The 14,038-nt window shown below is 71.4% G+C and carries 11 protein-coding genes and 1 pseudogene; 5 read left to right on the forward strand and 7 right to left on the reverse strand.

Annotated features, from left to right (window positions below):
* Positions 1-106 precede the first annotated feature (106 nt).
* Positions 107-734, forward strand: a pseudogene (locus IEZ19_RS53150) (helix-turn-helix domain-containing protein).
* Here IEZ19_RS53150 and IEZ19_RS32730 read toward each other — a convergent pair.
* Genes IEZ19_RS32730 through IEZ19_RS32740 form a run of 3 tightly spaced genes read right to left on the reverse strand, consistent with a single transcriptional unit; the run spans position 649 to position 2,818 of the window.
* On the reverse strand, positions 649-1,587 hold the full coding sequence (locus IEZ19_RS32730) for a PDR/VanB family oxidoreductase (RefSeq protein WP_189314934.1): 939 nt from the start codon (positions 1,585-1,587) through the stop codon (positions 649-651). The pseudogene IEZ19_RS53150 and the gene IEZ19_RS32730 sit on opposite strands and share 86 nt — an antisense overlap.
* Entirely contained in the window at positions 1,584-1,754 is a 171-nt protein-coding gene (locus tag IEZ19_RS32735; RefSeq protein ID WP_189314935.1) for a hypothetical protein, read from the reverse strand. The genes IEZ19_RS32730 and IEZ19_RS32735 overlap by 4 nt, the downstream gene beginning before the upstream one ends.
* Positions 1,751-2,818, reverse strand: a complete 1,068-nt coding sequence (locus tag IEZ19_RS32740; protein WP_189314936.1) for an aromatic ring-hydroxylating dioxygenase subunit alpha — start codon at positions 2,816-2,818, stop codon at positions 1,751-1,753. Before IEZ19_RS32740 ends, IEZ19_RS32735 begins: the two co-directional genes overlap by 4 nt.
* A gap of 347 nt (positions 2,819-3,165) precedes the next feature.
* Between IEZ19_RS32740 and IEZ19_RS32745 the strand changes: the two genes are divergently transcribed.
* Together IEZ19_RS32745 and IEZ19_RS32750 are read left to right on the forward strand one after the other, a co-directional pair.
* Positions 3,166-5,217, forward strand: coding sequence for a phosphocholine-specific phospholipase C (locus IEZ19_RS32745; RefSeq protein WP_189314937.1), 2,052 nt, complete (start codon positions 3,166-3,168; stop codon positions 5,215-5,217).
* A gap of 66 nt (positions 5,218-5,283) precedes the next feature.
* Positions 5,284-6,111 carry an LURP-one-related family protein gene (locus IEZ19_RS32750; RefSeq protein ID WP_189314938.1) on the forward strand — a complete coding sequence of 276 codons (828 nt, stop codon included), beginning with the start codon at positions 5,284-5,286 and terminating at the stop codon, positions 6,109-6,111.
* Between the two features lie 94 nt (positions 6,112-6,205).
* On the opposite strand, the gene IEZ19_RS32755 is transcribed toward IEZ19_RS32750, so the two are convergent.
* Together IEZ19_RS32755 and IEZ19_RS32760 are read right to left on the reverse strand one after the other, a co-directional pair.
* Positions 6,206-7,153 (reverse strand): DMT family protein, encoded by a 948-nt coding sequence (locus IEZ19_RS32755; protein WP_189314939.1) that lies wholly within the window; start codon positions 7,151-7,153, stop codon positions 6,206-6,208.
* On the reverse strand, positions 7,150-7,944 hold the full coding sequence (locus IEZ19_RS32760; protein ID WP_189314940.1) for a phosphatase PAP2 family protein: 795 nt from the start codon (positions 7,942-7,944) through the stop codon (positions 7,150-7,152). The genes IEZ19_RS32755 and IEZ19_RS32760 overlap by 4 nt, the downstream gene beginning before the upstream one ends.
* 256 nt (positions 7,945-8,200) lie before the next feature.
* Between IEZ19_RS32760 and IEZ19_RS32765 the strand changes: the two genes are divergently transcribed.
* The gene (locus IEZ19_RS32765) at positions 8,201-8,815 is read left to right on the forward strand and encodes a TetR/AcrR family transcriptional regulator (RefSeq protein WP_189314941.1); all 615 of its coding nucleotides are present in this window, start codon (positions 8,201-8,203) and stop codon (positions 8,813-8,815) included.
* Between the two features lie 146 nt (positions 8,816-8,961).
* On the opposite strand, the gene IEZ19_RS32770 is transcribed toward IEZ19_RS32765, so the two are convergent.
* Positions 8,962-9,975, reverse strand: a complete 1,014-nt coding sequence (locus tag IEZ19_RS32770; protein ID WP_189314942.1) for a DUF2510 domain-containing protein — start codon at positions 9,973-9,975, stop codon at positions 8,962-8,964.
* A 442-nt stretch (positions 9,976-10,417) separates the two neighbouring features.
* Here IEZ19_RS32770 and IEZ19_RS32775 point away from each other — a divergent pair, with 442 nt between their 5' ends.
* Positions 10,418-13,096, forward strand: a complete 2,679-nt coding sequence (locus IEZ19_RS32775) for an ATP-binding protein (RefSeq protein WP_189314943.1) — start codon at positions 10,418-10,420, stop codon at positions 13,094-13,096.
* A 91-nt stretch (positions 13,097-13,187) separates the two neighbouring features.
* On the opposite strand, the gene IEZ19_RS32780 is transcribed toward IEZ19_RS32775, so the two are convergent.
* Positions 13,188-13,979, reverse strand: a complete 792-nt coding sequence (locus IEZ19_RS32780; RefSeq protein ID WP_189314944.1) for an SDR family NAD(P)-dependent oxidoreductase — start codon at positions 13,977-13,979, stop codon at positions 13,188-13,190.
* Between the last annotated feature and the right edge of the window lie 59 nt (positions 13,980-14,038).

The following is a 14,038-nucleotide window of genomic DNA, read 5'->3' on the forward strand; positions in this document are numbered from 1 at the left end:
AGTGGTGCTCGTTCGGTGCTGAGCCGGAAGGTAGAGCCGCGGCACGACCGGGTCAATGCCTCGTGCTCACAATATTGTTGACAGTTATCGAAATGGGAGGTTCCGTATGCCCGCAGCAGATCGTGAGCCCCACTTCGTCCGGTCCTTCGAACGCGGCCTGTCCGTCATCCGCGCCTTCGACGCCGATCACGCCGAACTGACCCTCAGTCAGGTCGCCCGCGCCTGCGACCTCACCCGCGCCGCGGCCCGCCGCTTCCTGCTGACCCTGGCCGACCTCGGATACGTTCGCACGGACGGCCGTCTGTTCCGGCTCAGCCCACGCGTCCTGGAACTCGGCTACGCCTACCTCTCGAGCCTGACGCTGCCGCAGATCGCGCAGCCACACCTGGAGCAACTCGCCGCACGGACAGGGGAGTCGGCTTCGCTGTGCGTCCTCGACGGCGACGACGTTGTGTACGTGGCGCGGGTGCCCACCCGGCGCATCATGACCGCGACGATCACCCTGGGCACCCGCTTCCCGGCGCACGTCACCTCCCATCCCCGTGCACGCCGGACGCACCTCACTGGAGTCCGTGCGCCGGGACCTGCTGCCGCATCTGCTCGACTCGGTCGCCCGGATCGGCGCCGACCTGGGGATGGCGAAGGGACCTACAGGTCGAGCACCAACCGCCGCCCACGGCACCGGGACACGCAGATCATCATCGTCTCCCCCGCCTCCCGCTCCGTGTCCGTGAGCACCGAGTCCCGGTGGTCCGGGGTGCCCTCCAGCACATCGGTCTCGCAGGTGCCGCAGGTCCCCTCGGTGCACGAGTAGAGCACGTCGACGCCTGCGGCCCGGACGGTGTCGAGAACGGAGACGCCGGGAGCGACGGTCAGCGTGCGGTCGCAGCGGGCCAGTACCACCTCGAACTCGACGTCCCCGCCAGCCTGTTGTTGCTCCTTGGGCCGGAACCGCTCGACGTGCAGTACGTCCGGCGGGCAGCGCTCCTCGACCGCGTCCAGCAGCGGCCCGGGACCGCAGCAGTAGACGAGGGTGCCCACCGGCAGCCCGTCGAGCACCGAGCCCAGGTCGAGGAGCCCGGTCTCGTCCTGCGGCGCGACGGTCACCCGATCGCCGTACAGCGCCAGTTCGTCGAGGAACGCCATCGACGCGCGGGTACGGCCGCCGTACAGCAATGTCCACTCGGCGCCCGCCGCCCGGGCCGCGGACAGCATCGGCACGATCGGCGTGATGCCGATGCCACCCGCGATGAACCGGTAGCGACGAGCGGGGCGCAGTGCGAAGTGGTTGCGGGGACCGCGCACCCGCACCTTGTCGCCCCGCCCCATCCGCTCGTGCACATGCGCCGATCCTCCCCGCCCCTCCGGCTCCCACAGCACCGCGATCCGCCACCCGGACCGGTCCGCCGGATCGCCGCACAGCGAGTACTGCCGCTCCAGACCCGGCCCCAGAACCAGGTCGACATGGGCGCCCGGCTCCCAGGCCGGCAGCTCCTCGCCGAGCGGATGGCGCAGGGTGAGGGAGAGCACGCCGTCGGCCACCGACTCCCGCCGGTCGACGACGAGTTCGGCCTCGAACTCGCTCATGACGCGACCCCGCGCGGTTCGTGCCCCTCGGGATGTCCGAGCATCCACTCCCACATCTCGACCGGGTCCGGTGCGGTGTGCTCGGCCCCGCAGTGACAGGTGCCGTGCAGCAGGTCGGTGCCCGGCACCCAGTCGATGCGGTAGATCTCGCCGGTGGGAGCGGTCACAGGGCCGGCTCCTGAGGCTTCTCGCCCTCCTCGACCAGCCGCGCCAGGATCCGGCGTGCGGCCAGCCCACCGGTGTCGATGTTGATGCTCAGCTCCTGGTAACCGGTGCGCTCCGTGCCGAGCGTGCGCTGCAGCAGGTTGAGCGCGTCCACGTCCTGCATGACCACCGTGTGGTTGTTGGCCCGCAGGAACTCGGTGACCTCGGCGTCGGCGGTCGCCCAGTCCCGGGAGACGGCCCAGAAGTCGTACACCTTGCCGTCTGCGGACGGCGTGATGGCGTACGTGATCTCGGTGTGGAAGCCGCCCGGGTCACTGCCGTCCGCCTCCGGCAGCACCCCGACCGGTGCGATCCGGCTGTGCAGCAGATACAGGCACGGCGCGTGGTACTCGATGTCCTGCCAGCGCGTGATCCGGCCCTCGATACCGGTGGACTTGGCGTAGAACGGCGGACACGCCGCGTCGGCCATGCGCCGGCTGACGCGTACGATCCCGGCGCCCTCGTCGACCTCGGTGGTGATCGGGGTCTCGGCGACCTCCGGGGTGCCGATGTAACCGCCGTGCAGATACGTCTCGTGCGACAGGTCGAGGAGGTTGTCGACGAGCAGGCCGTAGTCGGCGTCGATCGGCTCCATGCCGCGCACGCTGACCCAGCCGGGGGAGTCCAGGTGGCGGGCCCGGGGAATGGTGACCGGGTCGGCCAGCGCCGGGTCGCCGATCCACACCCAGATCAGGGAGTCCAGTTCGGCCACGGGGTAGGAGGCGACGCGGGCCGTGCGCGGGATGCGTTTCTGGCCCGGCACGTACACGCAGGTGCCCGTCGTGTCGTAGGTGAACCCGTGGTAGCCGCAGACGATCCGGTCGCCGTCGAGCCGGCTCGCGGACAGCGGGTAGCGCCGGTGCACACAGCGGTCGTGCAGGGCGACGGGCGTGCCGTCCTCCTCGGTCCGGTAGAAGACGAGCGGCTCCCCGAGGATCGTCCGGCCGAGCAGCTCCTCGCGCCCGACCTCGTGACTGTAGGCGGCGACGTACCACTGGTTCCTGGCGAAGGCGGTGGTGTGAGGCATGGATGCGGCTCCTGTCCCTGTCGGTGGCGTCATCGTCGGGACGGTCGCCACGGGACGGCAACGCTCCTTCCGCCTCACGGAAGGAGCGTTGGAAGACCGCCTCGTCCGCCTTCACGAACGGGGGACACCGGTATGCCCATGGGGACGTTCTCGGCCAACCGGAGCTTTCCGCATCGGAATTCACGGTCAACCACCGCTTGGCGAGATCTTGGGTGCACGTACCTCCGGCCGTCACATCCGCGCCACCCGACCCTTCCCTGCCGTTCGCTGCCCTTGGAACACTCGCACCGCGCGCATTCCGCCACGTTCCGGCGATCCCGCACCCCAGGATGAGAGGTTGTTCACGCATGTCCGAGGTCAACCGGCGCAGATTCCTCCAACTCGCGGGCGCCACCACCGCGTTCACCGCGCTGTCCAGCAGCATCGAGCGTGCCGCGGCGCTGCCCGCGAACCACCGCACGGGGTCGATCGAGGACGTCGAGCACATCGTCGTCCTGATGCAGGAGAACCGCTCTTTCGACCACTACTTCGGCTCCCTCAAGGGCGTGCGCGGCTTCGGCGACCCGCGTCCGGTGTCCCGCCCGGACGGCAAGTCGGTCTGGTACCAGTCGGACGGCACGAAGGACCTGCTGCCCTTCCACCCCGAGGCCGACGACCTGGGCCTGGCGTTCATCCAGGACCTGCCGCACGGGTGGAACGACGGACACGCGGCCGTCAACGGCGGCAAGTACGACAAGTGGGTGCCGTCCAAGGGCGCCACGACGATGGCGTATCTGAACCGCGGCGACATCCCGTTCCACTACGCGCTCGCCGACTCCTTCACCATCTGCGACGCGTACCACTGCTCCTTCATCGGCTCGACCGACCCGAACCGCTACTACATGTGGACGGGTTACACCGGCAACGACGGCCAGGGCGGCGGTCCGGTCCTCGGCAACGACGAGGCGGGCTACGGCTGGACGACGTACCCGGAGCGCCTGGAGAAGGCCGGGGTCTCCTGGAAGATCTACCAGGACGTCGGCGACGGCCTGGACGCGAACGGCGGCTGGGGCTGGATCGGTGACGCCTACCGCGGCAACTACGGCGACAACTCGCTGCTCTACTTCAACCAGTACCGCACTGCCAAGCCCGGCGACCCGCTGTACGACAAGGCCCGCACCGGTACCGACGCCCGCAAGGGCGAGGGCTTCTTCGACCAGCTGAAGGCCGACGTCAAGGGCGGAAGGCTGCCGCAGATCTCCTGGATCGCCGCCCCCGAGGCCTTCACCGAGCACCCCAACTGGCCCGCCAACTACGGCGCCTGGTACATCTCCCAGGTCCTGGACGCACTCACCTCCGACCCGAAGGTGTGGGCGAAGACGGCACTGTTCATCACGTACGACGAGAACGACGGCTTCTTCGACCACCTCGTCCCGCCGTTCCCGGCCGGCTCCGCCGCCCAGGGCAAGTCGACGGTCGACGCCGGTCCTGACCTCTTCAAGGGCGACTCCGGCCATGTGGCCGGCCCCTACGGCCTCGGCCAGCGCGTGCCGATGCTCGTCGTCTCCCCGTGGAGCAAGGGCGGTTTCGTCTGCTCCGAGACCCTCGACCACACCTCGATCATCCGGTTCATGGAGCGCCGCTTCGGGGTGCACGAGCCGAACATCTCGCCCTGGCGGCGCGCGGTCTGCGGCGACCTGACCGCCGCGTTCGACTTCTCCCGCAAGGACGCCAGGCCGGCCGCGCTCCCGGACACCGCCGGCTACGAGCCGCAGGACCACGACCGCCACCCCGACTACGTCCCGGCCCCGCCCGCCAACCCCGTCCTGCCCAAGCAGGAGCGCGGCCGCAAGCCCACGCGCCCGCTCAAGTACGCCCCGATCGTGGAGGGTTCGGCGGACGCCGCGGCCGGGAAGTTCACGCTCAGCTTCGCCTCCGGCGCCAAGGCGGGCGCCGCCTTCCTCGTCACCTCCGGCAATCGCACCGACGGTCCCTGGAGCTACACCACCGAGGCCGGCAAGTCCGTCTCCGACACCTGGAACTCGGCGAACTCGAACGGCTCGTACGACCTGACCGTGCACGGCCCCAACGGCTTCCTGCGCGTCTTCAAGGGCCCGGGCTGGTCCGCCGGACCCGAGGTCAGCGCGCGCCACACCGGCGACGACGTCGAGCTCGTCTTCACCAACAAGGGCTCGGGCACGGTGAAGCTGAAGCTGGCGAACGGCTACGGCGGCAGGCCGCGCACGGTCACGGTGCGGACCGGGGCGACGGTCAGGCAGACCGTGAACCTCGCGGACAGCGGGCGCTGGTACGACCTGACCGTCACGTCCGAGTCGGATCCGACGTTCCTGCGCCGGTTCGCCGGCCATGTGGAGAACGGCCGCTCCGGCGTCAGCGACCCGGCGATCGTCACGGAGTGACGAGGAGATGAACAGCGCCTCGTACGGGCTGGCCGGACACCGGTCGCATCAGGGTAGTGTGCCCCGGTGACCACTCATTCGAACACTCCTGCAGGCTGGTACCCGGACCCGCACGGGGCGCCCCAGACGCTCCGCTACTGGGACGGCGCGCAGTGGACCGAGCACACGAACCAGCAGGGCGCGGCGCAGCAGGCCGCGCCCCAGGCGGCCGTCCCGCCGCAGGCCGCGGCCGACCCGCGCGTGCAGCGCCAGGTGCAGCAGCAGGCCGGTGTCGCCGCGGGCGGCGCCGGCGGTGGCACGCTGTTCACCGAACCGGTCCTGGTCGTGAACCAGAAGGCCAAGCTCATCGAGCTGACCAATGAGTACAAGGTCATGGACCAGGCCGGCCGGGAGCTCGGCTCGGTCGTCGAGGTCGGGCAGAGCGCGTTCAAGAAGGTGCTGCGCTTCGTCTCCAGCCTCGACCAGTTCATGACGCACAGGCTGGAGATCCGTGATGCGTACGGGCAGCCGCAGCTGGTGCTGACCCGGCCCGCGAAGTTCCTCAAGTCGCGGGTGATCGTGACGCGTCTGGACGGCTCGCCGGTGGGCGAGATCGTCCAGCAGAACGTGATCGGGAAGATCAACTTCGCGATGAACGCGGACGGCCGGCAGGTCGGTGCGATCAAGGCGGAGAACTGGCGGGCGTGGAACTTCGCGATCGTCGACCACGCGGACAACGAGGTCGCCCGGATCACCAAGACCTGGGAAGGCCTCGCCAAGACGATGTTCACGACCGCGGACAACTACGTGCTGCAGATCCACTTCCAGCTCCCCGAGCCGCTGCTGAGCCTCGTGGTGGCGACGGCCCTGACCGTCGACACGGCGCTCAAGCAGGACTCCCGGGGCCTCGGCTGACCCGGCGGCCTGTTCGGCACAAGGGCAACGGCGGCCGGTGCGTGCGAAGTACAGCACGCGTCGGCCGCCGCCTTTGTGTCTGCACGGGGTTCGCTCAAAGAGGTGTGAGCCGTCCCGGATCCGGTCGTGGCTGCCGGGGTATCAATGCCGGTTCCGGTGATGCCGTGCCCGGTTCCAGGGCCAGCACCGCCGCGACCGGGTGTTCGGCATCGTGCTCAGGGGCTCTCGGCGTCACCCGGGTCAGCAGCACCACGCCCCACGACGCCACCGCCGCTCCGGCCAAGGCGAGAAGCACGCCCTCGGGGCCGCCCCGCAGGCCCTGGCCGAGCAGGGTGAGGCCGATGACCGCCGCCGCCACCGGGTTGGCCAGCGTCACCACCGCCAGCGGAGCGCCGAGGCCGCCGCGGAAGGCCGTCTGCGACAGCAGCAGCCCGCCGGTCGCGAACGCCGCGACCAGCAGTGCGACCACGACCACCTCCGCGCTCAGCGGCGGACCCGTGCGGTCCGTCGCCGCCACCGTCACCGTCTGGGTGAGCGCCGAGGCCACGCCGGAGGCGAAGCCCGACGCCGTCGCGTGCCGCAGGCCCGGCCGGGTGCCGGGCCAGGACAGCATGCCGATCAGAGCCGTGGTCGTACCGGCCACCGCCAGCGCCTCTGGCAGGGACAGCACCCGCGCGGGCGCCGGACCCGACGCCGTCACCAGCAGGGCCGCCAGCCCGAGCAGCGTGAGCGCGGTGCCCCGCCACTCGACCGCGCTGACCCTCCGCCCGGCGATCCGCGCCCCCATCGGCACGGCCGCGACCAGGGTGAGCGCGCCCAGCGGCTGGACGACAGTCAGCGGGCCGTACTTGAGGGCAACGACGTGCAGCACCGCTGCGCCGGCGTTCAGGCCGACCGACGTCCACCACGCCCGGGTGCCGAGCAGCCGCAGGAGGCCCGCACCCGCGTCGCGCGCGGCGAGCCGCTCCTGGGCGACGGCGGCGGCCGCGTAGGCGACCGCGGAGACGAGGGACAGGGCGACGGCGACGAGCATGGCGCTCATCGGCCCGCTCCGACCAGGACGTGCTCGTCGCGGATGAACCTGCGGGTGCCGCGCCCGGCCGTGGTGACCGTGCGGTGCGGCGGGTGGATCACGGCGAGGGCGACGCCGAGCAGCGCCGTGGCGGCGAGGGCGTCGAGCCAGTAGTGGTTCGCGGTGCCGACGATCACCAGCAGTGTGAGCAGCGGGTGCAGCAGCCACAGCCAGCGCCATCGCGACCGGGTCGCCACGATCAGGCCGATCGCCACCATCAGAGCCCACCCGAAGTGGAGTGACGGCATCGCCGCGTACTGATTGGAGAGATGGTCCGAGGTCGGCGGGCCGTACACCGAGGGGCCGTACAGCCGCGCCGTGTCCACCAGGCCCGTCGCGGCCAGCATGCGCGGCGGGGCGAGCGGGAACGTGAACGGCAGTACCAGCGCGGTGGCGGTGACCACGGCGAGGACTCGGCGGGCCCACACGTAGTGCGCGGGCCGCCGCAGGTAGAGCCAGACCAGGAAGGCCAGAGTGGCCGGGAAGTGGACGGTCGCGTAGTAGGTGTTCGCCAGGTGGACGAGGGTGTCTCCGTGCAGCAGCGCGGACTGCACGGAGACCTCGTCCGGAAGATGCACGGCCCGTTCCATGTCCCATACGCGGTGTGCGTTGTGGAAGGCCTCGCCGGTATGGCCCGTGGCCAGTTGCCGGCCGAGCTTGTAGACGAGGAAGAGTCCCGCGACGAGCAGGAACTCACGGATGAGCGGGGGCCGGACTATGGAGTCCGGCTCCTGTTCTGCAGGCTCGGTTCGGGCATTCATCCCCCGGCCCCTTCGCTGACGGTCGTGCGTGTGCTGGTGCGTGCTGAGACCCGGACCCCGGCCCGAACTCATCGATACGACCGTGTTCCGATACATCGACGTACCGATACAAGACCGTACCGATACGGTAGTGTACCGATACGCGTGGGTACCGGTACACTGACGTATCGATTGACGTACGACACACTGGAAGCAGGTTTTCGATCCGCCCGCGGGCGCGTCCCGAGGGGCCGCCCATGAGTGAGGAGAAGAGCAGATGACGTCGCAGGCCGCGGACGGACCGGAGACGGTCGCCGCCTCGCGCCGCTCCAAGATCACGCCCGAGCGTGAGCAGGAGTTCTTCGACGCCGTGCTCGAGCAGATCCGCGAATGCGGGTACGAAGCGGTCACCATGGAGGGAGTCGCCGCCAGCACACGCTGCAGCAAGTCCACGCTCTACCGGCAGTGGAAGACGAAGCCCCAGTTCGTGGTGGCCGCCCTGCGCTCCCGTCGCCGTTCGCGGCTCGCGGGTATCGACACCGGATCACTCGCCGGTGATCTGCGCGAGGCAGCACGGGCGGTGGGCCGCTGGTCGCTCAGGGACACCAAACTGCTGCAGGCGCTGGGCCATGCCGTCACCCAGGACGAGGAGCTGCTGCGCGCCCTGCGCGAGGCCCTGGTCGAGCCGGAGATCGGCGCGCTGCGGTCGATCCTGCAGCGCGGGGTGGAGCGCGGCGAGGTCGCCGCCGATCATCCGGCGCTGGAGTACATCCCGGCGCAGATGTTCGGCATCGTGCGTGCCCGGCCCATCGTGGACGGGGTGTACGCCGACCCCAACTATCTCGTCTGTTTCGTCGAGGCCGCCGTGCTGCCCGCACTCGGCCTCACCTGAGACCCAGGCCGCCGTCCACGGGATGACTGGACGGTGACCTGCCGGCGCCGCACCGTGGGGACGGGGGCGGCGCACCCCCCGGCCGGGTGGGGTTCCTCTTGAGCGGAGGGGACCCCACCCGGCCGACTGGCATCCGTCCTCGTCTGTCAGACGTTCTGTCCGTCGCCACCGCCGGACGACACCTTGATGCCCTGGGTGAGGGTGTCGATGACGGACTCCTTCTGCCCGACGTCGACACCGAAGCGCACCACCACGATCTGCCGGGCGTTCGCGGGCGACGGGAAGGCCAGCGACTCGACGTAGCCGTCGGCGCCCTTGCTGGTGACGGCCTTCCAGCGGACTAGGTAGCCCTTCTGCCCGGCCACGGTCACGGCCTTGGAGCCCAGCACCTCGTGCGAGGTGATGCTGCCGTAGGTCTTGCCGCCGTAGGACTCCTTGGCGTTGGCCGCGATGTCCGCCTTGGCGACCTCCTCGGCCGTGTCGCCCTTGGTGCCGAGCACGAGCGCCGGTGCCGAATAGGCGCCGCCCGCGGTGCAGCTCTGGGAGGTGTCGCCCGGACACTTGTAGGTGTCGCCGGACGTGACCTGCGCGCCCACGTTCAGCTGCTGCCCGGTCCAGCCCTCCGGCACGGGGATGCTGATCGCGTTGACCGGGTCGTGCACGGTGCCGCCGCCCTTGACCTTCGGCGGCTCGGACTGCCCCGGCCCCGGTGACTCCCCACCGGATCCCCCGGACCCACCGTCCGAACCACCCCCCGACTCACCGCCGGGCCCGCCGAAGGGCCCGCCCTTCTGCCCCTCCGAGCCGCCCCCGTCGCCCCGCCCCTGCTGCGAACCGGCGCGATCGCCGCCGCCGGACCCGTTGTCGGACAGCGCGTACACACCGACCCCGATGCACGCCAGGACCACGGCCGCCGCCGCGACGGCTATCCCGGTCCGCAACCCGCGCCGCGAGCCGGCCGGCGGCTGCGCGGGGTAACCGGGATAAGCGGGGTAGGGCCCGGCGCCCTGTGCCTGCGCCGGCGGACCCCACGCGGCAGCCGACCCGGCGGGGCGGGTCTGTTCCGTCCATGCCTTGCCGTCCCACCAGCGCTCGGTGGCCGGACCGTCATTCGTCTGCCCGGGGTCGGGGTACCACCCGGGAGGAGTCACCTGCGTCATGCCCCCACCGTAAGAGGCGTGGGTGAAAGCGGGATGAGAGCCCCCGGGAACGGTGCCGCGGCGAGGGCCGCGCATTCCGGCCGAGGCCACTCACTCCGGCCCGGGCCGGGACGCGGAACCCCTCCAGGCGATGCCCGAGGCGCGGCGGCCGTAGATCACGAACACCCGACCGCTCGCCCGACTCGCCCACCGGGCCCGCGGCCGGCGCCCGCGCAATCCGCTCGTCGCCTTCTCGGTCCCGCCTTCTCGAAAGTGGGCTTGTTTTCATGGTCTGTTGACGATTCGTCCGCTGCGGCGCGGCTGGTCGAAGGGGAGGTGCCTCGTCCCCGTACCCTGGTTCACCCGTCACGGCAAGAGCTGACGCGTCCCGCCTCCGTCCGGCCGCCGGGACGACTACGCTCGAGTTCCGTACGTCGTTCGGGCGACTTGGGGAGGTAACGGGATGACGGAGGGACGGCCCCGAGCGACCGCTTCGGCTTCCCTGTGGGAGCGCGACGCCGAGATCGCCGCCGTGACACGGGCGCTCGACGTGCTGTGCGCGGACCGGTCGTCCTCCGGGAACGTGCTCGTGTTCCGGGGCGAGGCGGGACTCGGCAAGACCGCTCTCCTGGCCGAAACCCGTCGCATCGCCGAACGGCGCGGCTGCACGGTGTGGTCCACCCGCGGCGGCGAGACCCTCAGGTCCGTCCCGTTCAATGTGGTACGGCAGTTGCTCCAGCGCGCACTGGTCTCCCTGATGCCCGAGGAGGCCCGCGAATACCTCGGCGACTGGTACGACATCGCGGGCCCCGCGCTCGGCATAGCGGATCCCGGCGACCGGCAGGCCGACCCGCAGGGTGTGTGCGACGGCCTGGTCGCCGCCGTGCGCCGCCTGGCCAGGCGGGAGTGGCCGCTCGTGCTGCTGATAGACGACGCGCACTGGGCCGACCAGGAGACCCTGCGCTGGCTCGCCGCCTTCACCGAGCGGCTCGACGACCTCTCCGTGCTCGTCGTGGTCGCCCGCAGACCCGGCGACGTGAGCGGCGAGAGCGCCGGTCACCTGGAGGCCGTGGCAGCCGCCGGCGACCCCGTCAGCAATCTCAGCGCCCTCACCCCGGAAGCCACCGCCGGCCTCACCCGCGCCACGCTCGGCCGGCACGCGGACGCTCCGTTCTGCCGCGAGGTCTGGGCCGTCACCGGAGGCAACCCGTACGAGACCGTCGAACTCCTCGCCAAGGTGCAGGACAGCGAGCTGCAGCCGGTCGAGGCCCACGCCGGTGAGCTGCGCCCCCTGAACCGCTCGAGCCGCGGCGGTGGACTCGTCGCCCGCCTGGAGGGCCTCGGTATCGACGCCACCCGGTTCGCCTGGGCGGCCGCCATCCTCGGCAACGGCATCACCGTGGACCTGGTCGCCCGACTCGCCACCCTGAGCCTCGAGAACGCCCAGCGCTGCGCCGAACTGCTGCGCAACGCCCGCATCCTGACGGAGGGGGACCCGGCCGGCGGCCCTTCCGGCGACGGCGAGCTGGAGTTCGTCCACCCGCTCATCGCGTCCGCCGTCTACAACTCCATCCCCGAAGCCCTGTGCACCGCCATGCACGGCATCGCCGCCCAGGTCGTCACCGACTCCGGGCGCGGTGCCGCCGCGGCGTCGCGCCATCTCCTGCAGGTCCACCCGGACGACGACGAGGAACTCGTCGAGCAACTCCGCGAGGCAGCCCGGGAACACCTCGCCGTCGGCGCCCCGGACGCCGCCCGCCGCTGTCTGGAGCGCGCCCTGCTGGAGCCTCCCCTGCCCGAGGTCCACGCGCGCGTGCTCTACGAACTCGGCTGCGCCACCCTGCTGACCGCCCCCGCCACCACCATCGAGCACCTGCAGAACGCGCTCGGCATGCCCGGACTCGGCGGCGACCAGCGCGTCGACGCCGTCTTCCGCCTCTCCCAGGCACTGCTCCACAACGACCAGTTGGAGGAGGCCGTCCACACCGTCGAGGCCGAGGCCGCCCGGCACGAACCCGGACCCGCCCGGATGCGGCTGCAGGCCGTGCACTTCATGTGGGAGGGCATCCGCAGCGAGAGCCTCACCCCCGGCCGCTCCGAACGGCTCGGCGCCCTCGCCGCGACCTGCACCGGCCGCGACAACTCCGAGCGCGCCCTGCTGATCCTGCGCGCCTTCGACGCCATGGCGCACGGCGAGAACGCCGAGGAGATCGTCGAACTGTGCGACCGCGTCCTCGTCAACGGCCGCCTGGCACCCGGCCTGAGCTGGACCGACTCCGAGTGGGGCATCGAACTGCTGATGATGCTCGGCAGTTCGTACGCCTACACCGACCGGCTCGACCGCGCCGAGAGCCTCTTCTCCGAAGCCCTGCGCACCTACACCCGCGCGGGCTGGAGCGGCGGTCATCTCTCCCTGGCCAACGCCTACCTCGGCCTCGCCTACCGCCGGCAGGGCCGCCTCAAGGACGCCGAGACCACTCTGCGCAACTCCCTGCGCCTCGCCGAGCGCGTCGGCCGCAGACTGCCCCTGTACTGGTCGGCGACCTGCGGCCTCGTCGACACCCTGCTCGCCCGCGGCCATGTCCAGGAGGCCTGGGACATCGCCCAGCGGTACGGCTTCGCACCGCCGTACCCGTCGACGATCGTGCTGCCCGACATCCGCTCGGTGCGCGGCCGGCTCCTGCTCGCCGTAGGCCGCACCGAGGAGGGTGTCAACGAGCTGGAGGCCGCGGAGAAGACGGCGGTCTCGCGCGGCGGCCACAACCCGGTCCTCGCGTCCTGGGCCGTCGACCTGGCCCACGCCCTCGCCACGACGGACCCGGCCCGGGCCGCCCAGCTCGCCGCCGACGCCCGCCGTCAGGCCGAGCGGTTCGGCACCGACACCGCCATCGGCGAGGCCCTGCGCTGCGCGGCCGCCCTGGAGACCGGGCAGGGCGCGGTGCGCCTCGCGGCCCAGGCTGTGACCTATCTGGAGTCCTCGCCCTGCCAGTACGAACACGCGGCGGCCCGCATCGAGTACGGCATCGCGTCCCGCTCGATCACCGAACTCAACCGCGGCATGGCACTGGCTCGTTCATGCGGGGCGGACGGACTGGTGACGAGGGCCAGGGACGTGCTGGACGCGGGACGCGGACTGGTCTGAGGGGAGCTGCCGCGCGCGCTCGCACGGTCGGAGGGCCGGCCCGACCGAGCCCGCCGGCCCGGTCCCTGATTCCGGGCTCGACCGGTCTCGCTCACACGCTCAACAGCTGCTCCGTCACGGCCGCCAGTCGCTTGCGTACCTCCGGGTCGTACGTCGCCTCGTCCGCCCGGGACAGCCGGGTGCCGTCGAAGTAGCCGCCCGTGCCCGACTCCCGCGTGGCCAGCATCAGGACACCCGGGGCGCCGTCGGCGACCGAGTTCCACGGGCTGATGCCGCTGTCGCGGACCATCGCCGTGTCCATGTAGGTCGCGGGGTGCAGCACGTTCACCGAGACCCCGCTGCCCGCCAGCTCCTCGGCGAGCGAGAACGTGTGGGCGGCGAGCGCGAACTTGCTGCGGCAGTAGGCCGACACTCCGTCGTAGCCGCGGGTCAGCTCGGGGTCGGCGAAGTCGAGCGGCGCCTGTCCGGCCGAGCCGACGTTGACGATCCGGGCCGGCGCGTTGTCGCGCAGCACCGGCAGCAGGGCCCGGGTCAGCGAGACCGGAGCCAGGTAGTTCACCGCCAGTCGCAGCTCGTGCCCGTCCGCGCTCAGCTCACGGCCCGCGCCGGACCGCCCGCTGCCCACGCCCGCGTTGTTGATCAGCACGTCCAGTTCGGGGTGCGCCTCGGCAACCCGGGCCCCCAACTCCCGCACCTGTGCCAGCGAGGCCAGGTCGGCGACGAACCCCTCGGCCGCGCCCTCGCCGCGCAGTTCCTCGACGAGCCGATCGGTCCGCACCGGGTCACGGCCGTGGGCGAGGACGACATGACCGGAGCGGACCAGACCGAAGGCGACGTACCGGCCGAGCCCGGAGGTGGCACCCGTGATCAGAACAGTGGACATGCCCCCACCCTAGGCACGGCCCGGCGGAAGGAGCGTGCTGCCGCTGAAGCTACGACCGG

The organism is Streptomyces brasiliensis (assembly GCF_014647875.1).
Taxonomy (GTDB): domain Bacteria; phylum Actinomycetota; class Actinomycetes; order Streptomycetales; family Streptomycetaceae; genus Streptomyces; species Streptomyces brasiliensis.

Excerpts from the sequence above, each read along its gene's own strand:
- IEZ19_RS32780 (WP_189314944.1), bottom strand. The coding sequence starts at position 13,979 with ATGTCCACTGTTCTGATCACGGGTGCCACCTCCGGGCTCGGCCGGTAC.
- IEZ19_RS32775 (WP_189314943.1), top strand. The coding sequence starts at position 10,418 with ATGACGGAGGGACGGCCCCGAGCGACCGCTTCGGCTTCCCTGTGGGAG.
- IEZ19_RS32760 (WP_189314940.1), bottom strand. The coding sequence starts at position 7,944 with ATGAATGCCCGAACCGAGCCTGCAGAACAGGAGCCGGACTCCATAGTC.
- IEZ19_RS32745 (WP_189314937.1), top strand. The coding sequence starts at position 3,166 with ATGTCCGAGGTCAACCGGCGCAGATTCCTCCAACTCGCGGGCGCCACC.
- IEZ19_RS32730 (WP_189314934.1), bottom strand. The coding sequence starts at position 1,587 with ATGAGCGAGTTCGAGGCCGAACTCGTCGTCGACCGGCGGGAGTCGGTG.
- IEZ19_RS32770 (WP_189314942.1), bottom strand. The coding sequence starts at position 9,975 with ATGACGCAGGTGACTCCTCCCGGGTGGTACCCCGACCCCGGGCAGACG.
- IEZ19_RS32755 (WP_189314939.1), bottom strand. The coding sequence starts at position 7,153 with ATGAGCGCCATGCTCGTCGCCGTCGCCCTGTCCCTCGTCTCCGCGGTC.
- IEZ19_RS32740 (WP_189314936.1), bottom strand. The coding sequence starts at position 2,818 with ATGCCTCACACCACCGCCTTCGCCAGGAACCAGTGGTACGTCGCCGCC.
- IEZ19_RS32765 (WP_189314941.1), top strand. The coding sequence starts at position 8,201 with ATGACGTCGCAGGCCGCGGACGGACCGGAGACGGTCGCCGCCTCGCGC.